Source organism: Kitasatospora sp. MY 5-36 (genome assembly GCF_001182915.1).
In the GTDB taxonomy this organism is placed as follows: domain Bacteria; phylum Actinomycetota; class Actinomycetes; order Streptomycetales; family Streptomycetaceae; genus Kitasatospora.
Window position 1 is genome coordinate 1 of the sequence record NZ_LFVW01000166.1, and the last position, 20,310, is coordinate 20,310.

24 protein-coding genes are annotated in these 20,310 nt (G+C 73.6%); 16 read left to right on the plus strand and 8 right to left on the minus strand.

What is annotated here, in order from left to right:
* Positions 1 to 240: 240 nt before the first annotated feature.
* The 3 genes from AE652_RS12535 to hemC all read left to right on the plus strand — a co-directional run bounded on the left by AE652_RS12535 (position 241) and on the right by hemC (position 4,336).
* Positions 241 to 966, plus strand: coding sequence for an ABC transporter ATP-binding protein (locus AE652_RS12535; RefSeq protein WP_049651382.1), 726 nt, complete (start codon positions 241 to 243; stop codon positions 964 to 966).
* Positions 963 to 3,272: an FtsX-like permease family protein gene (locus AE652_RS12540; protein ID WP_049651383.1), complete on the plus strand. Its 2,310-nt coding sequence runs from the start codon at positions 963 to 965 to the stop codon at positions 3,270 to 3,272. The genes AE652_RS12535 and AE652_RS12540 overlap by 4 nt, the downstream gene beginning before the upstream one ends.
* 128 nt (positions 3,273 to 3,400) lie before the next feature.
* Positions 3,401 to 4,336, plus strand: a complete 936-nt coding sequence (gene hemC, locus AE652_RS12545) for a hydroxymethylbilane synthase (protein WP_049651384.1) — start codon at positions 3,401 to 3,403, stop codon at positions 4,334 to 4,336.
* 4 nt (positions 4,337 to 4,340) lie between these two features.
* Here the strand turns inward: hemC and AE652_RS12550 are convergent, their stop codons facing one another.
* Positions 4,341 to 4,943, minus strand: coding sequence for a GrpB family protein (locus AE652_RS12550; protein ID WP_234348353.1), 603 nt, complete (start codon positions 4,941 to 4,943; stop codon positions 4,341 to 4,343).
* A 219-nt stretch (positions 4,944 to 5,162) separates the two neighbouring features.
* Between AE652_RS12550 and AE652_RS12555 the strand changes: the two genes are divergently transcribed.
* The gene (locus AE652_RS12555) at positions 5,163 to 5,693 is read left to right on the plus strand and encodes a hypothetical protein (protein WP_049651385.1); all 531 of its coding nucleotides are present in this window, start codon (positions 5,163 to 5,165) and stop codon (positions 5,691 to 5,693) included.
* A 20-nt stretch (positions 5,694 to 5,713) separates the two neighbouring features.
* On the opposite strand, the gene AE652_RS12560 is transcribed toward AE652_RS12555, so the two are convergent.
* A complete protein-coding gene (locus tag AE652_RS12560) occupies positions 5,714 to 6,235 on the minus strand; it encodes a helix-turn-helix domain-containing protein (RefSeq protein WP_049651386.1) in 522 nt (173 codons plus the stop codon).
* 65 nt (positions 6,236 to 6,300) lie between these two features.
* Here AE652_RS12560 and def point away from each other — a divergent pair, with 65 nt between their 5' ends.
* Positions 6,301 to 6,885: a peptide deformylase gene (def, locus tag AE652_RS12565; protein WP_049651387.1), complete on the plus strand. Its 585-nt coding sequence runs from the start codon at positions 6,301 to 6,303 to the stop codon at positions 6,883 to 6,885.
* On the plus strand, positions 6,882 to 7,538 hold the full coding sequence (locus tag AE652_RS12570) for a methyltransferase domain-containing protein (protein ID WP_049651388.1): 657 nt from the start codon (positions 6,882 to 6,884) through the stop codon (positions 7,536 to 7,538). Before def ends, AE652_RS12570 begins: the two co-directional genes overlap by 4 nt.
* Positions 7,539 to 7,706: 168 nt before the next feature.
* On the opposite strand, the gene AE652_RS12575 is transcribed toward AE652_RS12570, so the two are convergent.
* Together AE652_RS12575 and AE652_RS12580 are read right to left on the minus strand one after the other, a co-directional pair.
* A complete protein-coding gene (locus tag AE652_RS12575) occupies positions 7,707 to 7,898 on the minus strand; it encodes a DUF397 domain-containing protein (RefSeq protein ID WP_049651389.1) in 192 nt (63 codons plus the stop codon).
* The gene (locus AE652_RS12580; protein WP_049651390.1) at positions 7,895 to 8,764 is read right to left on the minus strand and encodes a helix-turn-helix transcriptional regulator; all 870 of its coding nucleotides are present in this window, start codon (positions 8,762 to 8,764) and stop codon (positions 7,895 to 7,897) included. The genes AE652_RS12575 and AE652_RS12580 overlap by 4 nt, the downstream gene beginning before the upstream one ends.
* Before the next feature lie 122 nt (positions 8,765 to 8,886).
* On the opposite strand from AE652_RS12580, the gene AE652_RS12585 reads away from it, so the two are divergent.
* From AE652_RS12585 to AE652_RS12605, 5 genes are all read left to right on the plus strand, one after another.
* Positions 8,887 to 9,372 (plus strand): ATP-binding protein, encoded by a 486-nt coding sequence (locus AE652_RS12585; RefSeq protein WP_049651391.1) that lies wholly within the window; start codon positions 8,887 to 8,889, stop codon positions 9,370 to 9,372.
* A 231-nt stretch (positions 9,373 to 9,603) separates the two neighbouring features.
* Positions 9,604 to 9,807, plus strand: a complete 204-nt coding sequence (locus tag AE652_RS12590) for a hypothetical protein (protein ID WP_049651392.1) — start codon at positions 9,604 to 9,606, stop codon at positions 9,805 to 9,807.
* Between the two features lie 161 nt (positions 9,808 to 9,968).
* Positions 9,969 to 10,742 (plus strand): maleylpyruvate isomerase family mycothiol-dependent enzyme, encoded by a 774-nt coding sequence (locus AE652_RS12595; RefSeq protein WP_049651393.1) that lies wholly within the window; start codon positions 9,969 to 9,971, stop codon positions 10,740 to 10,742.
* 42 nt (positions 10,743 to 10,784) lie between these two features.
* Positions 10,785 to 11,450, plus strand: a complete 666-nt coding sequence (locus AE652_RS12600; RefSeq protein WP_049651394.1) for an SMI1/KNR4 family protein — start codon at positions 10,785 to 10,787, stop codon at positions 11,448 to 11,450.
* Positions 11,451 to 11,493: 43 nt separating this feature from the next.
* On the plus strand, positions 11,494 to 11,808 hold the full coding sequence (locus AE652_RS12605; protein WP_049651395.1) for a hypothetical protein: 315 nt from the start codon (positions 11,494 to 11,496) through the stop codon (positions 11,806 to 11,808).
* Between the two features lie 78 nt (positions 11,809 to 11,886).
* On the opposite strand, the gene AE652_RS12610 is transcribed toward AE652_RS12605, so the two are convergent.
* Positions 11,887 to 12,621, minus strand: coding sequence for a nucleotidyltransferase family protein (locus AE652_RS12610; RefSeq protein ID WP_234348354.1), 735 nt, complete (start codon positions 12,619 to 12,621; stop codon positions 11,887 to 11,889).
* A 417-nt stretch (positions 12,622 to 13,038) separates the two neighbouring features.
* Here AE652_RS12610 and AE652_RS12615 point away from each other — a divergent pair, with 417 nt between their 5' ends.
* Both AE652_RS12615 and AE652_RS12620 read left to right on the plus strand, forming a co-directional pair.
* The gene (locus AE652_RS12615) at positions 13,039 to 14,247 is read left to right on the plus strand and encodes a serine hydrolase (protein WP_234348355.1); all 1,209 of its coding nucleotides are present in this window, start codon (positions 13,039 to 13,041) and stop codon (positions 14,245 to 14,247) included.
* Positions 14,248 to 14,352: 105 nt separating this feature from the next.
* Positions 14,353 to 14,889: a hypothetical protein gene (locus tag AE652_RS12620; RefSeq protein ID WP_049651396.1), complete on the plus strand. Its 537-nt coding sequence runs from the start codon at positions 14,353 to 14,355 to the stop codon at positions 14,887 to 14,889.
* A 74-nt stretch (positions 14,890 to 14,963) separates the two neighbouring features.
* On the opposite strand, the gene AE652_RS12625 is transcribed toward AE652_RS12620, so the two are convergent.
* Positions 14,964 to 15,983, minus strand: coding sequence for a hypothetical protein (locus tag AE652_RS12625; RefSeq protein ID WP_049651397.1), 1,020 nt, complete (start codon positions 15,981 to 15,983; stop codon positions 14,964 to 14,966).
* A gap of 130 nt (positions 15,984 to 16,113) precedes the next feature.
* On the opposite strand from AE652_RS12625, the gene AE652_RS12630 reads away from it, so the two are divergent.
* Positions 16,114 to 16,713, plus strand: a complete 600-nt coding sequence (locus AE652_RS12630; protein ID WP_049651398.1) for a TetR/AcrR family transcriptional regulator — start codon at positions 16,114 to 16,116, stop codon at positions 16,711 to 16,713.
* Here the strand turns inward: AE652_RS12630 and AE652_RS12635 are convergent.
* The gene (locus tag AE652_RS12635) at positions 16,710 to 17,369 is read right to left on the minus strand and encodes a TetR/AcrR family transcriptional regulator (RefSeq protein WP_049651399.1); all 660 of its coding nucleotides are present in this window, start codon (positions 17,367 to 17,369) and stop codon (positions 16,710 to 16,712) included. The genes AE652_RS12630 and AE652_RS12635 overlap by 4 nt on opposite strands.
* A 115-nt stretch (positions 17,370 to 17,484) precedes the next feature.
* Between AE652_RS12635 and AE652_RS12640 the strand changes: the two genes are divergently transcribed.
* Both AE652_RS12640 and AE652_RS12645 read left to right on the plus strand, forming a co-directional pair.
* Positions 17,485 to 18,228: an SDR family oxidoreductase gene (locus AE652_RS12640; protein WP_049651400.1), complete on the plus strand. Its 744-nt coding sequence runs from the start codon at positions 17,485 to 17,487 to the stop codon at positions 18,226 to 18,228.
* 61 nt (positions 18,229 to 18,289) lie between these two features.
* On the plus strand, positions 18,290 to 18,712 hold the full coding sequence (locus tag AE652_RS12645) for a hypothetical protein (RefSeq protein WP_049651401.1): 423 nt from the start codon (positions 18,290 to 18,292) through the stop codon (positions 18,710 to 18,712).
* Between the two features lie 105 nt (positions 18,713 to 18,817).
* Here AE652_RS12645 and AE652_RS43980 read toward each other — a convergent pair.
* Positions 18,818 to 20,310 (minus strand): carbohydrate binding domain-containing protein (locus AE652_RS43980; protein ID WP_199823084.1); only part of this gene is annotated, 1,493 nt, incomplete at its 5' end.

Below are 20,310 nucleotides of genomic sequence, written 5' to 3' on the forward strand. Positions count from 1 at the left end.
CAGCCGCCGCGCCCGGGCGAGCGCCACCGCCAGCCAGCCGGCCGCCGTGCCCGCCGCAGCGGCCGTCGCGACGGCCGCCCACTCCCACCCCGTTCCCCACACGGCGACAGCCTCCCAGGTCACCGCATGATCCACATCATCCGGGGGTGCCGCCCCCGTACATCCCGGGTACTACGGCCGCCGCGGTTACACCCGGGGTGGGACGTGCCGGCGGCGGCCCCGCGCCTACGGTCGTCCACCATGAGCAACGACCACGACGGGACCTCCCGGCCGGACGACGCGCAGGTCGTCGTCGAGCTGTCCGGGGTGCACAAGGAGTTCGGCGACGCCAAGGCGCTCGACGGCGTCGACCTGCGGATCCGCGCCGGCGAGGCGGTCGCCGTGATGGGCCCCTCGGGGTGCGGCAAGTCCACCCTGCTGAACATGGTGGCCGGACTGGACCGGCCCACCGCCGGCACCGTCCGGGTGCAGGGCCAGGACCTCGGGCGGCTGAACGAGAACGGGCTGGCCCTGTTCCGCCGCCGGCACGTCGGCATGATCTTCCAGTTCTTCAACCTGATCGACGACCTCCCGGCCCTCGACAACGTCGCCCTGGCCGCCCAGCTGACCGGCACCGGCGCCCGCCAGGCCCGCCGCCGGGCGCTGGAGCTGCTGGACGAACTCGGCGTCGCGCACCGCAAGGACGTCTACCCGGCCACGCTCAGCGGCGGCGAGCGCCAGCGCGTCGCGGTGGCCCGCGCCCTGATGAACCGCCCGGCCCTGCTGCTCGCCGACGAGCCCACCGGCGCCCTGGACAGCCGCTCCGGAGAGCAGGTGATGGACCTCCTGATCGACCTCAACCAGATCGGCCAGACCCTGCTCATCGTCACCCACGACCCCGCCCTGGCCACCCGCTGCGCCAGCCGGCTGGTCGAGGTCGCGGACGGCCGGGTGGCCGGCGACCGGATGCTGGAGGCGTCCGCATGACCGGCGCCGTCTGGCGTGCCTCCCGGGCGGCCGTGAAGCGCCGCCGGGTGCAGACCATCGTGATCGGCCTGGTCGTCTTCTGCTCCACCACGACCGTGCTGCTCGCCCTCGCGGTGATCAGTGCCGCCCGGGCCCCCTTCGACGACGCCTTCTCCCAGCAGCGCGGCGCCCACGTCGTCGCGACCTTCGACCCGGCCGGGGCCACGCCGGAACAGCTGGCCGCCACCGCCCACCGGCCCGGCGTCGAGGCCGCCGCCGGGCCGTTCGACCAGGCCGTGGTGGAGATCCCCACCGACTGGGTCGGCAGCCCGCCCGGAGCGCTCACCCTGGTCGGCCGCTCCGACCCGGCCGGCCCGGTGGACCGGGTGCAACTGCTGGGCGGCCGCTGGGCGAGCAAGCCCGGCGAGGTCGTCATCAACGAGCCGTTCGGCGGCTACTCGCCCGCCAACCTGGACTACCCGCTGCCCCTCAGCGGCGGCCGGACGCTGACCATCGTCGGCTACGCCACCAGCATGAGCCAGAGCGCGGGCGGCTGGGTCACCCCCGAACAGGCCGCCGACCTGCACCCCAGCGCCCGGCAGATGCTCTACCGGTTCTCCGACGCCTCCGACGAACAGCGGCTCACCTCCGCCCTGGCCACCGCCACCGAGGGCCTGCCGAAGGACGCGCTCACCAACGTCCAGTCCTACCTGGTGCTCAAGGACGCCTTCTCCGCGGGCGCCGACGCCTACCTGCCGCTGATGACGGTCTTCGGCGTGCTCGGCCTGGTCGTCGCCGCGCTGATCGTCGGCAACGTGGTGAGCGGCGCGGTCGTCTCCGGCTACCGGCACATCGGCGTGCTGAAGGCGATCGGCTTCACCCCGCGCCAGGTGGTCACCGTCTACCTGACCATGGTCTCGGTACCCGCCGTCGCCGGCACCGTCCTCGGCACCGCGGCCGGCTGGGTGGCGGCCCACCCGATCCTCCAGGCCGCCTTCTCCGGGATCACCACCGGCACCGCCGTCATCGAACCGGCCGGCTGGCTGCCCGCCGCCACCCTGGTCAGCGTCCCGCTGCTGGTGGTCCTCGCCGCCCTCCTCCCCGCCTCGCGCGCCCACCGGCTGTCCGCCGCCCAGGCCATCTCGGCCGGCAGCGCACCGCGCGCCGGGCGCGGACTGAAGGTCCAGCGCCTGCTCAGCGGCACCCGCCTGCCGCGCGCCGTCAGCCTCGGCCTCGGCCAGCCCTTCGCCCGCCCCGGCCGCACCGCGCTCACCATGTCGGCGATCGTGCTCGGCGTGCTCACCGTGACCGTGACGTCGGGACTGGGCACCACCCTGACCAGGCTGGTGGGCCACAACGACGGCCACACCCACGTCAGGGTGCAGACCGCCCACTTCGCGGGCAACAAGACCGAGCCCCGGCTCACCCCCGCCCAGACCGAGACGATGCTGCGGACCACCCCCGGCGCCGACCAGGTCCACGTCCGCGGGCTGGTCAAGGTCGGGCTGGTCGGCTACACCCAGCCGGTCTTCGCCGACTTCCTCAGCGGCGACGGGATCACGGACCAGCTGCAGCGCGAGGTGGTCAGGGGCCGTGCGGCGACCGGGCCGAACGAGATCGAGGCCGGGCCCTCCTTCCTCCGGGAGCACGGACTCAGGCTCGGCGACCGGCTCACCCTCGACCTCGACGGCCGCCGGCTGACCGTCACCGTCGTCGGCGAGGTGGTCCAGGGAAACGCCCGGGCCTTCACGTCCAACGACCTCACCCGGGCCGCGCTCACCGACGACCCGCACGCGGTCGAGTACGACATCAGCCTCGCCGAGGGCGCCGACGCCCAGGCGTACCAGCGGGCCGTGACGGCCGCCGACCCGAGCCTCTCGGCCCAGGTGTTCGCGCCCGACCCGTCCGGCCCGATCGTCGCGGTGATCAGCTTCGCCACGATCTTCACCGTCCTGCTGTCGGTGGTCGCCGCACTGGGCGTCTTCAACACCCTGCTGCTCACCATCCGCGAGCGCCGCCGGGACCTCGGCATGCTCAAGTCGATCGGCATGACACCCCGCCAGGTGGTGACGATGACGATCACCTCGGTGGCCTGGCAGGGCGTGGTCAGCGCGCTCATCGGCGTCCCGGCCGGCATCCTGGCGCACCGGCTGCTCATCGAGAACGTCGGGAGCATCCTCTTCCCGGAGTGGACGATGGACGTCTGGAGCGCCCCGCTGCTCACCGGCGTCGGCGTCGCGGGCGTCGCCATCGCCGTCCTCGGCGCGCTCGTCCCGGCCCGTTCGGCCGCCCGGCTGCCGATCGCCGAGGTACTGCACAACGAGTGAGTCCGGGGTGGGGGGAGGGCCGGTCGGATCATCCGACCGGCCCTCCGCCGTGCGCGGGTCCGCCGCGTTCCCGTCACGGAACTGACGCATGCTCAGTCCGTGCCGTGAGGACGCCTATCATCTGCGCCATGGCCACCGCTGAGCTGATCCGCATCGTCTCCCGCTCCTCGCCCATGGCACTGGCCCAGGTCGAGCGGGTCCGCACCGAACTCGCCGCCCTGCACCCGGGGCTGCGCACCGAGGTGGTGCCCGTCACCACCTCGGGCGACCGCTGGACGGGTGATCTCGCCGCCCTCGGCGGCAAGGGCGCCTTCACCAAGGAGGTCGACGCCGCGCTGCTCGCCGGGGAGGCCGACGTCGCCGTCCACTGCCTCAAGGACGTGCCCGCCGACCGACCGCTGCCGGCGGGCACCGTCTTCGCCGCCTACCTGCGCCGCGACGACATCCGCGACGCCCTCGTCCACCCCGGCGGCCTGCCGCTGGCCGCGCTCCCGCCCGGCACCCGGATCGGCACCTCCTCCGTCCGCCGGGTCGCCCAACTCGCCGCCTCCCACCCGCACCTGGAGTGCCTCCCGATCCGCGGCAACGCCAACAGCCGGCTCGCCAAGCTGGACGCCGGGGACGTCGACGCGCTGCTGCTCGCCCTCTCCGGCCTGGAGCGGATCGGCGAGCAGGCGCGGATCACCGAGGTGCTCGGCATCGAGGCGATGTGCCCGCCGATCGGCGCCGGCATCCTCGTCCTGCAGTGCCGCGAGGGCGACACCGCGACCATCGAGGCGGTCACCGGCCTCGGCCACCACGACACCTGGCGCGAGGCGGCGGCCGAGCGGATGTTCCTGCACGCGCTCCAGGGCCACTGCAACAGCCCGATCGCCGGGTACGCCAGGGCCGAGCGGGACGGCCGCCTCTCGCTGCGCGGCCGGGTCTTCACCCCGGACGGCAAGCAGGTGCTGGACGCCCACGAGTGGGCGGGCGCGCTCAGCCCGGAGGACCTCGGGACGTCGGTGGCGCTGGCGCTCAAGCGGCAGGGCGCGCAGGAGCTGATCTCCTCGATCCCGCACTGAGCGCCTATTCCGCTTCGGCCGCGGCCCGTTCGATGATGCCGGCGATCACCTCGGTCTTGGCGTCGGCGTAGTTCTGCAGGTACTCCCAGGACTGCTCGGCCAGGGCCCGCTTGGCGTCGGCGTACAGCTCGCGGTCGCCGCGGTGGCGGCGCAGCCGGTCGCGGAAGCGCAGCATCCGCCCGATCTCGGGGCATCCGGCGGACAGCACGTGCAGGTTGGCGTAGTCGGCGCTGGGGTCGATGGCGTACCGGCGCAGGACGCGATGCTCGTACCAGTCGGGTTCGCGGACGGCGAGCCGGTAGCCCAGGGCTTCGAGGGCGGGCACGTAGGCCGCCTCGTCGGCGGAGTCGGGCACGATCAGCAGCATGTCGACGACCGGTTTGGCGGGGAGGCCGGGCACGGAGGTGGAGCCGACGTGCTCGATCCGGTGGTCGAGGTGGGCCAAGCGCTCCGCCATGCCCGCGGCCTCCCGCTCGTAGGCCGCGGGCCACCGCGGGTCGTGGTCGCGCAGGACGATCCGGCCGTCGGGCCTGGTGGGCGCACCCAGGTTGGCCGCCTCGATCTCCTCGGTGGTCATGGGGACGCGCGGGATCTCCTGCTCGGGCACGGCCGGCTCCTGTTCCTCGGGTGCTGGTCAAGGGGGTCCTCGTCGGGGACCGACCCAGTAGACCAGGACGCGTCGGCCTTCGCGCGGCCGTCGGGTCGGGGCCGCGTCGGCTTCCGCGCGGTCGCCTGACGGTCCGCGCGGTGAGCGGATGGTGACGCTCCGGAGGTTTTTCTCCTCCGGGTGAGAACCGGCCGGGTGCGCGGGGCGTCCGTTTGAGGCGTGATCAGTGCGGTGCTCGGCGGGATGCCGATGTTCTGGCCCGGGTTGCTGCTCTCGCTGGTGCCCGCGGCCCTGTTGAACCGGCCGGTGGGGCGGTTGCTGCGGGCCCACTGGGTGGTGGGCTTCGTCCTGCTGCTCGGGCTCGGCGGGGTGGTCGTGGCGACCCTGCTGCCGGAGGCGTTCCGGCTCTCGGAGGGCGCCGTCCGGCACTGCGCCGTGGCGGGCGGCCGGCCGCGGTCGCCGTACGAGCTGCTGCACGTCCGGCACATCGAGCTCAAGCTGGCGACCTACGCCCCGGTCGGTTTCGCGGCGGCGCTGGCGGGCCCCCGGCGGCGGGCGGCGGCGCTGCTGGGTGCGGCGGTGCTGCCGTTCGCGGTGTCGGCGGTGCACTACGCGCTGCCGGCGATCGGGCGGGCCTGCGACGTGCAGGACGTCTGGGACGGGGTGCAGGGGGTCGCCTTCGGAGCGGCGGCGGGGTTGGCGGCCGGGCCGCTGGTACGGGCGGTGCGGGCGCGTTCGCGGGCCGTCTGACGGCCTGTCCATCCGGCTGTCTACTGGTCGAGGAGCGGGAAGAGCCGGGTGACGGCGGCGACCGGGCGGGCCCCGGCGGGGCGGGCGGCCGGGTCGGTCTCGCGGCCCCGGTAGCGGGCCAGCGTCCGGCGGACCTCCTCGCCGACGGCGGCCAGTTCCTCGGGCGTCAGGTAGACGACGGCGCTGAAGGCCTCGTCCTGCCGCCACTCGGCCGGGGCCTCGGCGCGCCGGGCGAGCCAGTGCTGGTAGCTCTCGTCCTCCAGGCCGCGCGCCAGCTCTCCGAACCCGCCTTCCACGGCGTCCGGTTGGGTCGGCAGCCGCCAGGGCCGGGCCCGCCCGTCGGTGGCCGGGGCCTCCTCGATCAGCCCGTACCGGGCCAACTGCCGCAGGTGGAACGAGCAGAGGCCGGAGCTGAGGCCGAGCCGGGCGGCGGCCTCGGTGGAGGTGACGGTGCCGTGCTCGCGCTCGGCGAGCAGGTCCAGCAGCGCGGTGCGGACGGCGTGCTCGGGGAGGGGGCCGGTTCTGACGAGGTCTTCGGTCACTTTGCAAAGTCTGCTACTTTGCAAAGTCAGACCGCAAGTACCGTCTCTCGAAGGAGTGCCCTCCCGTGTCCGAGCTGCGCGAACGGCCGACCGTCCTGCGGATCACCGAGGTGGGGGAGGAGATCCTGAGCCGCACCTGCCGGACCGCCACCGAGGAGGACTTCGGCAGCGAGCGCCTGGCCCGGCTCATCGACGACATGTTCGCCACCATGCACGTCGCCGACGGCTGCGGCCTCGCCGCCAACCAGGTGGACGTCGACCTGCGCCTGTTCGTCTACGACTGCCCCGACGACGACGGCGTCCGGCACACCGGCCACGTGCTCAACCCGGTGGTCGACGAGCAGGAGCCCGGCCGCGCACTGATCGAGGAGACCGAGGGCTGCCTCTCCGTCCCCGGCGCGAACACCAAACTCGCCCGCCCCGCCCGCACCGTGGTGCGCGGCGTCGACCAGCACGGCGACCCCGTCGTGATCGAGGGCACCGGCTACTTCGCCCGCTGCCTCCAGCACGAGACCGACCACCTGAACGGCGGCCTCTACATCGACCGCCTCTCCGCCCGCGACCGCAAGCGCATGCTGAAGCAGACCGCCGACCGCCGGGAGAAGGTCTTCGCCGAACGCGCCACGAGGGCTGCCAAGATGGCGCGGTGACCGAACCCGCGCACCTCGCCGCCGTCCGCGCCTCGTACGACGCCGTCGCCGCCGACTACCTCCGCCTCGTCGTCCCGCCGGAGGGCATGGACCCGGTGTCCCGCGCCATGCTCGCCGCCTTCGCGGAGCTGGTACGGGAGTCGGGCGGCGGCGAGGTCGCGGACCTCGGCTGCGGCCCCGGGCGGGTGACGGCGTACCTGTCCGGCCTGGGGCTACGGGCCTTCGGGGTGGACGTGTCGGGCGAGATGGTCGCGCTCGCCCGCCGGGCCTACCCCCGACTGCGCTTCCTGCACGGCTCGATGGGCGCCCTTGACCTCCCCGACGGCGCCCTCGGCGGCATCCTCGCCTGGTACTCCGTCCACCACACCCCGGTCGCGCAACTGCCCGGCCTCTTCACCGAGTTCGCCCGTGTCATCGCACCCGGCGGCCATCTCCTCCTCGGCGGCCACGTCGGCGAGGCCCAACTGCTGCGCCCGACCCAGGCGTACGGCCACCCGGTGTCGTACGCCTCGCACCTCGTCCCGGCCGGGCACCTCGCCGAACTCCTCGAACAGGCCGGCTTCACCGTCACGACCCGCCTCGAACAGCCGCACCCGCAGCGGGAAAACCGGTCCCACGTCTGCCTGCTGGCCCAGGCGCCCGGCCGGCGCTGAGCCAGGACATCGGCGCGGCCCGCCGGACCAGGGAGAGCGTCGGCGGCTGACACACGCCGGCCCTGACCCGTACAGAGTGGATCTGTCGGGTGGGGGCAGGAGGCCGCGGATACGCCAACGGCCCGCCGCCGGGAAGGCGGTGGGCCGTTTGAGGGGAGCTCTGGTCGGTCAGACCTCGGTGGTGGCGGCGAACTTCACGAAGGCCGCCCAGGCGGTCGGCTCGAAGGCCAGCTGGGGGCCGCTCTTGTCCTTGGAGTCACGCACGTGGACGGTGCCGGGGGTCTCGGCGACCTCCACGCACGCGGCATCTTCGTTGCTGCTGTAGCTGCTCTTGAACCACGTCAGCTCGGCCATGCTCATCGCTCTCCCAGGATCATTTCGATCAAGGCCAAGGACTCCCTCATGGTGAGCGCCTGCCCCCTGAGAGTGCCGTACCGTGCGGCCATCTTACGGACTTCTTCCGGCTCCGTGATCAGCCTGTTGACGTGCTGGACCGCAACGTACGCGATCTGCGGCCGTCCGTTCGGTGTGAGGAGGACGAACGAACCCCCCATACCGGCGTTCTCGGTCCTGTCGAGCGGCATGACCTGCAACTCCAGGCCCCGGATCTCGGCGACTTTGAGCAGGTGGCGCAACTGCTCCCGGTGAACGTCCCAGCCGCCCAGCGGACGACGCAGGGCGCTTTCGTCGATCACCCAACTCATGACCGGCAGGGGCCAGCGAGTGAGGATCTGCTGCCGCTCCAACCTCGCGGCAACCCACTGGTCGACCTGCTCCACGGAGAGCCACGGCCTGCGCATGTCGAACAGTGCTCGTGCATGGGCCTCCGTTTGGAGAAGTCCAGGAATGTGGAGGCTGCTGTACTCGTGGATCTCGATCGCCTTCCACTCTTCCTGGGTGAAGGCCTTGTTGTAGGCGGGGTGCCTCTCGGACACGCGCACCTTCGCCTTCATCACGTCGTCCGCGACGACCTTGAGCAGCCCGCCCGCGTCAAGGGCGTCGTCCACCACCGTCAGGTACTCGATCCTCGGGGTCCGCACGCCCCGCTCCACGGCCCCGACGTGGTCTTCGCTGTAGCCGGTGGTCTTGGCCAGCTGCTTCTGCGTGATTCCCGCCCGCTCGCGGAGGAGTTTGATCATCTTCCCGACCGCGCTGTAGAACTCCGCGACGCCGTCGAAGCCCTCCGCCGTCTCGCCGTCCTCGAAGACGGTTCCCTCAAGGCTCATCGCAGTCCATCTCTTTCGATCTTGGGTCGACCGGCAGGCCAACTATGTGCACCCGTACAGATACTCTCTGTGTCCGCCGGGCTGCTGGCCAGCGTACGTCCGCCCGACCACGCTTAACTCCCATGACGACCGAAACCCCCCTCGAAAACCCCCGGTCCCGTACCGCCCTCTTCGCCGCCACCCCCAAGGGCGCCGCCGTCTGCCGGCGCCTGGCGAGGCGTCAACTCACCCACTGGGGGCTGGACTCCACGCACACCGAGCCGTTCCACTGCGCGCTGCTGATCGTCACGGAGCTGGCCGCCAACGCGATCACGCACGGACGCGTTCCGGGGCGCGGGTTCGAGCTTCACCTCTCCCTCACCACCTCCGTGCGCCGGGGCACCACCCTTCGCATCGAGATCAGCGACCCCCGGGGTGACAGACTCCCCGTCCTCCCCACCGTCCACACCCCCAGTGCCCAGACCGGACGCGGCCTCACCCTCATCGACGCCCTCAGTCACCGCTGGGGCACCATCCCCCGCCACCCCAACTCCAAGACCGTGTGGGCCGAACTCGACCTCGTCGCGCCCGCCGCGCCCGATGTCCCCGATGCCCCCGATGTCCCCTGAACCCCGCGATAGCCCAACACCCCACTGAACCAACAGGAGTGGGAAGTCGACCCCTCCGACTTCCCACTCCTCTCGCTTCCTCGCCGACGCCCACCGCCGGTCCGGGGGCATCCCAGGTTTGTGGGATACCCCCAGGTCGAGGGGCATTGCCAGGATGTGGCGCACGGAGCCGACCACTCCGGCCGGGCTCCGTCGGAGCGTCCGGCCGTCTCGAAAGAGGGATCCACACCCATGAAGATCCGCCGACTTGTCGCCGCCTCGGCCGTTGCCGCCGTGCTGGCCCCGGTGCTCGTCCTGGCCACCGGGACCCAGGCGAACGCCTACCCGCGGCAGCTGTCGAAGAGGGAGCAGTGCACCGCGGCGTGGAACGTCAACTACTGGTCCGGCGGCGCGTCCTTCGCTCGCGGCCAGTGGGCCGCCTGTATGGCGGGCTGACCGCCTCCCGCGGCCCCCGGCGCGGCCGGGGGTCGCGACCCACCGGCCGCTGTCGTCCGGTGTATCGGTGACGCCGGCGCCCCCGTGCTCCGGTCCACCGCGGGGACCAGGCCGACAAAATCGCTGTCCGGTGGCCGGAGTGCCGTGATACACAATCCGGCGTGCAGAACATAGTGGAGTTTCCCGAGGTCCTGAGGCTGATCGAGGACCGGTCGGCCGCTTTCCGCGCCGCGATCGCGGCCGCCCCCGACCTCGACGTCCAGGTCCCGACCTGCCCGGACTGGACGCTGCGTGAACTGGCGCAGCACCTCGGCGACGGCCGCCGCCGCCAGGCCGCCATCGTCGCGGCGGGCCCGGGTGCCGAGCCCCCGGCGAAGACGTCCCCGAAGGGCGCCCCGACCGCGCCCCGTGACCGCGAAGCCCTGGACGCCTGGCTCGCCGAGTCGACCGGGCTCATGCTCGACGCTCTGCGCGAGGCCGGCCCGGACCGCGGCTGCTGGACCTGGTGGGGCCGCTCGCAGGCCCCGGAGACCAGCGGAGCCCTGGCCCGGCACCAGATCCAGGAGATCGCCGTCCACACCTACGACGTCCAGCTCATCCTGGGCGCCGCACAGCCGCTGCCGGCGGACGTCGCGGTCGAGGGCGTCGACGAGTTCCTGACGACCGTCTCGGCGACGACCGTCCCCTGGCCGTTCAAGCCGGCGACCATCGACCTGCACGCGGCCGAGGGCCGCTCCTGGCGCCTGACCCTCGACGCCGACGGCGTCCGCTGCGACGGCCTCGCCGCCGACGCGGAGCCGGGCGACATGGTGATGCGCGGGGCGGCGAGCGACCTGGTCCTCTACTTCTACGACCGCATCCCGCTCGACAGCCTGGACAACTCCGGCACCACCGAGCCGATGGAGCAGCTCGCGGAGTGGGACCCGACCGCGTAGAGGCGGCATCCGGTGGGCCGGCAATCGGCGAGAGGGCGGGCGATGACCGAGGCGTGGGACCGACTGCGGGCGATCATGGGGGAGCCGGTGTACGCCCCGGCGCGGGTTCCGTGGGAGTCGGCGCCTGCCGAGCTGGGGGTCCAACTACCCTCGGACTACCGGGCGTTCATCGACCTGTACGGCGGGGTGAACCTGAACGGCGAGTGGGGTGTGTACACGCCGACGGAGACGCCGGTCCACGCCGGCGAGCCGACCGGTCTGGCGGGATGGCGCTTCAGGACCGACACCGATCTCCGCGATCAGCTCGAAGGCGAAGAGGTGTGGTGGGAGCTGCCGGGCCCCACCCCGGTGTTCCCGGACCCGGGCGGCCTGCTGCCCTGGGGCTGGAACAGCAACCACAACCAGTGCTGCTGGCTGACCACCGGTCCGGACCCCGAGCAGTGGCCGGTGGCGGTGTTCTACGAGGACCGGCTCGACCACTTCGACGGTGGTTTCGCGGAGTTCCTGGGCACCGTGCTGACCGGCGGCTACGCGGCGGAGGACGAGTTGCTGGTGCGCGCGGACCCCGCCGTGTGGGGGCCGCAGCCGGCCCGGCCCCTCTGGTCGCCGAAGGGGGACTGGGCGGGCAGGAACTGGGGCGCCGAGTGGGGGATCGACGGGTTCCTCACGGCGCCCGGGTCGACGGAGATGCCCTGGGTCAGGACGTGAGGGCGCCGCACGCGCGCGCACCGCGGACGGGAGGCGGTTCCCGGTGAAGCGCCCTTACTGGCAGCCGTACTGGTGGCGGCTGCGGTTCCGTGCGGACGGCGAGCCGGAGTTCGCGGTGCTGGGGCCCGGGCCGATCAACCGGGTTCCGAACGACGCCCTGAGGAACGTGCCCCTGGAGGTGTGGGCGGACGCCCTGCTGGAGGAGGCGCCCGACGAGCTCGACGACCTGCGCGGCGAGCTGCTCCTGGAGTGCTTCACGGAGCCCGCCCCCACGGAGGGCACCCCGCCGGTGTACTCGCGCCAGGTCCGGCTGCCGGGCCCCGCCCTGCCTCCGTACCCCGGGAGACGGCTCTCCTGAGCCACCGCCCCGGCACCGCTCCCCGGCCGTGGAGCGCTGCGTCGCTCGTGCTGAGGACGATCGTGGACCGGGGAGGTCTCAGGCCGGCGGGTGTCGGTCCCCGGTCGTACCGCTGAGGCCGGGTCCGTTCCCGGGTGGCGCGGTCGGTGCCACGCGCTCCCGTAGCTCTCGCAGGTCCGCCGGGGTGTTGACCGCGCACCAGTAGCCCTCGGCGCGGTACCCCGCCAGCTGCCGCAGCCGCACCAGGTGCGGCAGGGTCGTGGTCGCGTGGTCCCCCCGGTCCGGCAGCAGGGGGACGACCCCGGGCGCGAAGGCGTACACGCCGCCGTTGACCGTGCAGGCGGGCGGCGGCGGCGCGGCGAGTTCGGCGACCCGCCCCAGGGCGTCGCAGCGGACCGTGCCCCGGGGCAGCCGGGGCGGGACGAGGGCGACCGTGGCCAGCGCCCCGCACCGCAGGTGGTGGGCGGCCAGCGCGGTGAGCGGGAAGTCGGCCCAGATGTCGCCGTAGACGGCGAACCACGGTTCCCACGGCGCCGGTAGCGCGCTGGCGGCGAGCTTCAGTCCGCCGCCCCGGCCCAGCGGGGTGGACTCCACGACCACGGTGGTGCGGACGGGCAGGGGCACCGTGCGGACGTAGTCGGTGATCACCTGCGAGCGGTAGCCCGCCGAGACGACCACCGTCTCCACGCCCGCGTCGGCGAACCGGTCGAGCTGGTGGCGCAGCAGCGGTGCGCCGTCGACCTCGACCATCGCCTTGGGGCGCAGGTCCGTGTGCGGGGCGAGCCGTCTGCCGCGTCCGCCTGCCAGGATCACGGCTTGGCGGATCGGGAAGCACGTGTCCGGCGATGGCATTCCCGACCTCCCGGGAGCGACGGCACGGCTTCGGAGCCCCGGCCGCACGGTGCGGACGGAGCGTACGAATGCGACGAGGGTGGCCCCGACGCGCCGCTGGAGAGGCAACCGATCCGATCGCCGTGAAGTCACGCCGATGAGCGGGTGATCGGTGTGATCGGTGCTCCTGTCCTGCGGAGTGATCGGTCGGGTCCACAGATGTCCGAGTCGGACTCCGCCCACAGCCTCCTGTGTCGCGCCTCCGGGTGAACCCTGACGGAAGATCAGGGGACGGCGGCTGCCCGCCCCTGATGCCCCGGGCGAGCGGGATCGGAAGACTCTTCGTCCGGGCCGGGAACCACCGGCCCGGACGACGACCAGTCTGGAGCCGGACCGCACGTGAACGCGCACACGAACCGCAACCGTTGGGCCGTCGTGGCCGCCTCCGCCGCCCTGGCGGCCGCGCTGACGGTCGGGGCGGGCACGCCCGCCCTCGCCACCACCTCCACCGTGTCGGCGACGACGGCGAGCCCGTCCGCGCTGTCGCCGCTCGACCCGGCGGCGCTCCGGGCCGCCCTCGCCCAGCGGCCCGCCGCCGACGTCTCCGCCGGGTTCGTGCGGGTCACCGGCTCCGCCGGGAGGTTCGAGGGCGGCTCGGCGGAGGGCGGGGCGGCCGTGGACCCGCAGGGCCGGTTCCGGATCGGGTCGATCTCGAAGGTCTTCACCGCCACCGTCGTCCTCCAACTCGCCGCCGAGGGCCGGATCGACCTCGACGGCAGCGTCCGACGGTACCTCCCGGACCTCCCCGCCCAGTTCGGGGCGGTCACGGTCGGGCAGCTGCTCAACCACACCAGCGGACTGCCCACCGGCGACAACACGTACTGGGGCGACGGCACCACCGGCTGGTTCGCCGAGCACCGGCTCGACGCGCCCACCCCCGAGGAGATCGTCGCCTCGATGGCCGGGCAGTCGCCGGCCTTCGACCCCGGGACCGCCCAGCAGTACAACGGCATGAACACCTTCGTCGCCGGGCTGGTCGTCGAGAAGGTCACCGGCCACCGCTACGCCGAGGAGCTGCGCCGTCGGATCATCGGCCCGCTCGGCCTGCGCGACACCTCCCTCCCGGACGCCGACGACCCGGCGCTGCGGCGCCCCGCGACCCGCCCGTACCTGACCGTCCCCGACGCAGACGGCGGCTCGCACCGCGTGGACGTCACCGAGCAGAGCCCGTGGCCCTGGGCCGAGGGCGGCATGATCTCCAGCGCCCCCGACCTGGACCGCTTCATGACCGCCCTGTTCCGGGGCCGCCTCCTCCCGCCGGCCCAGCAGGAGGAGCTGTTCACCGTCCCGGAGGTGCCGGTCGCCCCGGGCAACCGCTACTGCCCGGACGACACGGCGTGCCTGAGCATGGGCCTCGTGCGCCTCGCCTCCGGCGGCGTCGTGGCCTGGGGCAAGACCGGCTCCCGGCCCGGTTCCACCAGCGGAGTCTTCGCCACCCGCGACCTCTCCCGGACGGTCGTGTACTCGGTCGACCCGACCACGCTGAAGGGCACCGAGACCCCGTACGCCCTCGGGCTGCTGAAGTCCGCCTTCGGGTTGGGGAAGTAGGGCCCGTCTCCGCCGGTGGTCGGACGGGCGGCTGGCTCGCGCGGGGGAGGGGGACGGGCCGAGCGGTGGACGTGCGGCGGGGGCGGTGTCCGGGAGCGTGGACGCATGCTGAAGACCATCCCGGTGGGCGACACCGAGCGCCCCGTTCCCCGGTGGGCCCTGCGGCTCGCCAAGGCCCTCCCGTTCATCGTGCTGCCGCACTGCCTGTGGCGGCTGCCGTTCGCGTTCGACTTCCGGATGGGCACCGTCGACCCGCAGGCCCCGGCCTACGTCTGGTGGGCCGCCCCGTACGTGATCGGTCTGAGCGTGCTCACCGAGGCGCTGACGCTCCTGACCCTGGGGCTGGTCAGCGGTTGGGGCGAGGTGTTCCCGCGCTGGGTGCCCGTGCTGCGGGGCCGCCGGGTGCCGCCGCTCGCGGCGGTCGTCCCGGCCGTGCTCGGCGGGCTGGTCCTGGCGGCCCTGTTCGACGGGATGCCGCTCGGCTGGCTGGGGGTGTTCGAGGAGGTGGGCTACAGCAACGGCTGGTGGCTGCTCCTGGGGCGGGTCTGCACCTCGACGGCGATGTTCTGGGGCCCGATCACCCTCGCCCTGGCCTGGGCCTACCACCGCCGCCGTCGCCCCGCCGCCGCTCCGGCCCGTTGACGCCCGGCCGCGGGCGGGCCGCCGTGCGCGGGAAGTCGGCCCGGCCGACTTCCCGCGCTTCCGCGGCGGGCGGCTCAGTGGGTGCGGTAGTACTCGGCGACGGCGGAGAACGCCTCCTTCGGGTCCCAGGGCAGGCCGGGGTAGGTGGTTCCCGCGCGGTCCTCGTAGGTCCTGACGACGCCGTAGCTGGCGAGGTCGAGGTCGTCGCGGGGGTCACCGTCCGGGCGGTGGACGTGGTCGTAGAGGGCGAAGGTGAAGACGAAGGCGGCGTCGATGCCGCCGGCGTCGAAGGCCTCCAGCAGTTCCCGGACGTACGCGGCCTGCCCGGCCTCGTCCCGCTCGTAGACGCCGTCCAGGCGGACCGGGCCCCCGTCGGCGTACTCGACGATGTCCAGGCCGTTCGCGCCCCGGTCGCCGGCGCCGCGGAAGGTGGCGGAGCCGAACTCGGTGACGGCGACCGGCTTGCCCTGGGCGGTCAGGTCGCGGACGCCGCCGGCGAAGCGGTCGGCGGTCTCGGCGGAGCGGTACAGGTCCAGGGAGACCAGGTCGAAGGGCTCCCAGTCGACGCGCTCCAGCGGTACGGCGGCGTACGTGACGCGTCCGCCGAAGCGGGCCCGGACGGCGGCCACCGCCTCGGCGAGGAACGCGTTGACCCGGCCGCTCACCGCACCGAGGTGTTCGCGCACCTGCTCGGGCCGGGCGAGCAGGGCGAGGCGCTCGCCGATGCCGGAGCCGGGCAGGAACCCCGGGTTCATCAGGCTGAGTTCGGCGCCGGTGACGAACACCACCTCGGCGCCGCGCCGCCGCAGCCGCTCGGCGCGCTCGGCGCAGTCGGTGAGGAGCGCGAGCATCGCGTCGGCGGTCAGTTCCAGCGGGTAGGGCGAGAACCAGACCTCCAGGCCCAGGTCGGCGGCGTGGCCGGCGGCGAGTTCGATCCGCTCCGGGTCGCCGCCCATGATGCGGACCGCGGTGCAGTGCAGGTCGTCCCGGATGATCCGCAGCTCGCGCTCGACCGCCTCGGAGTCGAACCAGGCACGGGAGTACGCCCCGTCCCTGATGAAGCCGGTGTCGTAGCTGATTCCCTTGGCGCGCACGTTCTTCCGCCTTTCCGGCGAGAGAGAATTTACGGTACGGCCAGTACCCTAGTTGCCGACGGCCCGGCACGGCAAGAAGGATGGGGAGGGTACGGGCGGTATCGGCGGGCGGACTGGGCGGAGCGAGGGCATGGCCGGGCAGACGCGGCGGCGCGGAGCGGCGCTGGAGGAGGCGATCCTGCACGCCGCGGTCGAGGAGCTCGCCGGGGCCGGGTACGCCGGGCTGACCATGGACAAGGTCGCCGCCCGCGCGGGCACCAACAAGAACGCCATCTACCGCCGCTGGCCCAACCGGCTGGCACTCGGCATCGCCGCGTACAAGCAGCTCGCGAAGACCGCCCAGCTCCCCGACACCGGTGAACTGCGCGGCGACGCCCTGGAGTTGCTCCGCCAGGCGAACCGCCACTGGAGCTCCCCGCTGGGCGCCGTACTGCGCGAGCTGCTGGCCGCGGCCGGCGGCGCCACGGAGTTCCTGGCCCAGTTGCAGGACCAGTCCGGCGATGCCGTGGCCGCGCCCTGGCTCACCGTCCTGGGCCGCGCCGTCGCCCGCGGCGAGGCCGCTCCCGAGGCGCTGCACCCCCGGGTGGCGACGGTGGCGATGGTGCTGCTGCGCAACGAGTTCATGGCGCGCGGGGTGCCGACGGCGCCGGACGACGTGCTGGTGGAGATCGTCGACGAGGTGTACCTGCCCCTGGTGCGCGGGCGCGGCCAGGGGTGGCAGCGGAGCTAACGGCCGCGCTTCCCCTCGGTGTTCGCCTCGGCGTTCCCGCTGGCGTTCCCCGTGAGCAGTGAGTCGGCGAGCCGCTCCGCGGTGCCCGCGTCCAGTGGCCCGTGCCCGAGCAGGAAGCGGTACCAGAACACCCCGTAGACCTGGTCGGCGATGAGGTCCGGATCGGCGTCCGCGGACAGTTCGCCGCGCTCGCGTCCCCGGGTGAGGAGTTCGCGCAGCGCGGTGCGGCGGGTGGCGGTGAAGCTCCGCATCAGGTCGGCGAGGTGCGGGTCGCGCGCGGCCTCGCGGGCGACGGTGCGCAGTGCGGGGGCGGTGGTGTCGCGCTGGGCCGCCTCGAAGGTGGTGCTGACGAAGGCCCGCAGGTCGGCGCGCAGGTCGCCGGTGTCGGGGCCGGACACGTCCTGGTCGGCGCGGTCGGTGAGGGCGTCGAGCAGGACGGCGCCCTTGGAGGGCCACCAGCGGTAGACGGTCTGCTTGCCGACGCCGGCCGCGCGGGCGATGGCGTCGATGGTGACGGGGGTGCCGTCGGACTCGGCGAGCAGGCGCAGTGCGGCGTCGAGGATCGCGCGGTGGGCGGCCTCGTTGCGGCGGCGTCCGGTGTGCGGGCGTGCCGCCGGGGCGGCCTCGGCGGCCTCGGTGCCCTCGGTCTCGCTCATCGTGCTCCCTCTCCTCCGGCGTGCCTCTCCCCGATCCCCCTTGACAAGACTATCAGTCTCGACAACCATCATTTCCGGAACCGGCAGTCTCGACAAGTCGAAAGGCCCCACCACCATGAGCACTGCGTCAACCCCCTTCGCCGGACAGCGCGTCGTCGTGATGGGCGGCAGCTCGGGCATCGGCGAGGCCACGGCCACCGCCTTCGCCGCCGACGGCGCCGAGGTCGTGGTGACCGGCCGCGACCGCGACCGGCTGGACGCCGCCGTCGCCCGGATCGGCGGCAAGACCACCGGGCACCCGCTGGACGCGACCGACCCGGCCGCCCTCGCCGCCTTCTTCGCCACGACCGGCGTGGTCGACCACCTGGTCGTCGCGGTCAGCGGCGCGGCCGGCGCCGGCCCGTTCGCCCAGCTCGACCTGGCCGAACTCGCGGCCGGCTTCGACGCCAAGTTCTGGCCGCAGGTGCGCGTGCTCCAGGCGGCGCTGCCGCACCTGCGCGAGGACGGCTCGGTCACCCTGATCACCGCCGCCTCGGCCCGCGCCGCCTTCCCCGGCACCGCCGGACTGGCCGCCATCAACGGCGCGCTGGAGGCGATGGTGCCGCCGCTGGCCGTCGAGCTGGCCCCGCTGCGGGTCAACGCCGTCTCGCCCGGCGTGATCGACACCCCGTGGTGGGACCGCGTACCGGCCGAGCAGCGGGCCGCGCTGTTCGAGGGCCTCGCCGCCACCACCCCGGTCGGCCGGGTCGGCCGGGCGGAGGACGTCGCCCGGGCGATCCACCTGCTGGCCGCCAACGGCTTCGTCACAGGTGTGGTGCTCGACTGCACCGGCGGGGCGAACCTCCCGACCGGCCGCTGAGCCGACCGCTGGGCTGCGCGGAGCCGGCGGTGCTGTCACAGCTCACCCGTACGGTTCGACCGTGAACGTTCCCGAGGTCATCCCCATCAGCCACCGGCCCGACTACCGCACCGACACCATCGGCCGCTGGCAGGGCGGCCAGTTCCTCGCTTCGGCGCTCTGCCTCGGCGCCGGCCGGTACTACGCCGTCCTGCACCGCTTCGACGCCGCCGGCCGCCACCTCGACTCGCGGATACACCCCGCCGGCGAGGCGCCGCAGGCCAGGCTGCTGCTGGCGGAGTGGCTCGACGCCCTGCCCGGCCGCGAGTACGGGGACATCGCGATCGCCCCGTTCGCCGTGCACGTCGACGGCGAACTGTTCGGCCTGGTGCGCGAGGACTACGAACCGGACGAGGTGGACGACGAGGAGGAGCGGGTCCACTTCGAGCTCTACCCCGACGGCCTGGGCTTCGACGCCCCCTGGTGCGGCTGCTACGACACCTGAGCCGCCCCGGGGTGCGTCACCACTCCGCCTCCCGGTAGGCGGGGCCGGTGGCCTGCCGGCCACCGGGCGTGTGGTCGACTGCCCGGCGGCCGGCGGCCGGTGGGCTCAGCCCGCGTACTGGCCGAGGATCTTCGCGAACTCGTACGGCTGCTGCGGGATGTTGGTGCACTTGGACAGTGAGCCGCCGGTGCAGGCGTTGGCGTCCCGGGTGGCGTCCCAGAAGGAGAGCATCCCGAGGTGGTTCTGCCGGGCGAAGGCCACCAACTGCTGGGCGTCGGCCTGGTTGTAGACCTGGTGGTCGTCGTTCTCGCCGATCATCGGGGTGACGCCGACCATGGCCCACAGCTGGGCGTCGGTCTTCGCCGGGTAGAGCGCCTTGAGCTGGCCGAACAGCGACTGGGCGGCCTGGACGGCGGCGTTGCCGTAGTCCGTCCCGCTCCGGTAGTAGTCCATCGCCATGATGTTGACCAGGTCGACGGCGACCCCGGCGTCCCGGGCGGACTTGACGATGGCGACGCCCTCGGAGGTCAGGCCCTCGGGCAGGACGGGCAGGGTGAAGGAGACCCTGAGGCCCGGGTGGGCCTGCTGGAGCCTGGCGAGCGCGGCCGAGCGGCGGTCGTTGGTGGCGGTGTCGGCGATGGCCGCGCCCTCGATGTCGAAGTCGACGTAGCGCAGGTTGTAGGCGCTCACCACCGCGTCGTACTCGGCGAACAGCGAGTCCACCGTGGTGCAGGCGGCGGCGAGTTCGGTGCCGGCGGCGCCGCCGAAGGAGACCTTGACGTCGCCGCCGGCCGCGCGCAGCGCGTCCACCTGGTCCTTGGCCCAGGCGGTGCGCGGGTCGTAGGCGTTGAACCAGCTGGCCTTGCAGCCGACGCCGGTGACGAAGCCCATCGTGTAGCCCTTGAGGCCGGCCGCCTTGGCCAGGTCGGGCATCGAGGGGGTCGGCCAGGCGCCCATGTCGATGAACGGGGCGACCGGGAGCGCGACGTTCGGCGCCGGGGTGCCCGGGCCGCCGGTGGGCGTGCCGGTGGGCGTGCCGGTCGGGGTGCCGGTCGGGCTCGGCGGGGTCGAACTCGACGGCGGGGTGGTCGGGTTGCCGCCGCCCGGGCCGGTCAGGGCGATGTCGTCGGCGAGGTAGCCGCCCTGCCCGTACCAGCCGTGCAGGTACACGGTGACGCTGGTGGTGGCCGCCCCGGTGGTGAAACTGGTGGACAGCTGCTGCCAGTCGGCGCCGCCGGCGGTCCAGGTGGCCGGGTCGGTGACGCCGCTGCCGGTGGCGCCGAGGTAGACGTACCGGCCCTGCACCCAGGCGCTGAGCGTGTACGTGGTGTTGGGCTGGACGCTGACAATCTGGCCGCACTGCGCGGTGTCGCTCGCGCCCACCGCCCCCTTGAGCGCGTACGTCCCGCTGTGCGCGCCGGAGTCGACCACGCTCCCGGTGCCGGCCGAACAGCTCCACGGGCCGAGCGCGCCGCTCTCCAGCCCGCCGTTGGCGAGCAGGTTGCCGTCGGCGGCGCCGGCGTTCCCGGCGAGGACGGCCAGGCCGCCGGCGGCGAGCGCGGTGGCGGCGGCGAGGCTCAGCAGGGTGGTCCGGCGGG

Bases quoted from the DNA above. Each gene is read 5' to 3' on its own strand.
- AE652_RS12535 (WP_049651382.1), top strand. From the start codon at position 241: ATGAGCAACGACCACGACGGGACCTCCCGGCCGGACGACGCGCAGGTC.
- AE652_RS12575 (WP_049651389.1), bottom strand. From the start codon at position 7,898: ATGAGCATGGCCGAGCTGACGTGGTTCAAGAGCAGCTACAGCAGCAAC.
- AE652_RS12600 (WP_049651394.1), top strand. From the start codon at position 10,785: ATGACCGAGGCGTGGGACCGACTGCGGGCGATCATGGGGGAGCCGGTG.
- AE652_RS12630 (WP_049651398.1), top strand. From the start codon at position 16,114: ATGGCCGGGCAGACGCGGCGGCGCGGAGCGGCGCTGGAGGAGGCGATC.
- AE652_RS12640 (WP_049651400.1), top strand. From the start codon at position 17,485: ATGAGCACTGCGTCAACCCCCTTCGCCGGACAGCGCGTCGTCGTGATG.
- AE652_RS12635 (WP_049651399.1), bottom strand. From the start codon at position 17,369: ATGAGCGAGACCGAGGGCACCGAGGCCGCCGAGGCCGCCCCGGCGGCA.
- AE652_RS12540 (WP_049651383.1), top strand. From the start codon at position 963: ATGACCGGCGCCGTCTGGCGTGCCTCCCGGGCGGCCGTGAAGCGCCGC.
- AE652_RS12585 (WP_049651391.1), top strand. From the start codon at position 8,887: ATGACGACCGAAACCCCCCTCGAAAACCCCCGGTCCCGTACCGCCCTC.
- hemC (WP_049651384.1), top strand. From the start codon at position 3,401: ATGGCCACCGCTGAGCTGATCCGCATCGTCTCCCGCTCCTCGCCCATG.
- AE652_RS12580 (WP_049651390.1), bottom strand. From the start codon at position 8,764: ATGAGCCTTGAGGGAACCGTCTTCGAGGACGGCGAGACGGCGGAGGGC.
- AE652_RS12590 (WP_049651392.1), top strand. From the start codon at position 9,604: ATGAAGATCCGCCGACTTGTCGCCGCCTCGGCCGTTGCCGCCGTGCTG.
- AE652_RS12620 (WP_049651396.1), top strand. From the start codon at position 14,353: ATGCTGAAGACCATCCCGGTGGGCGACACCGAGCGCCCCGTTCCCCGG.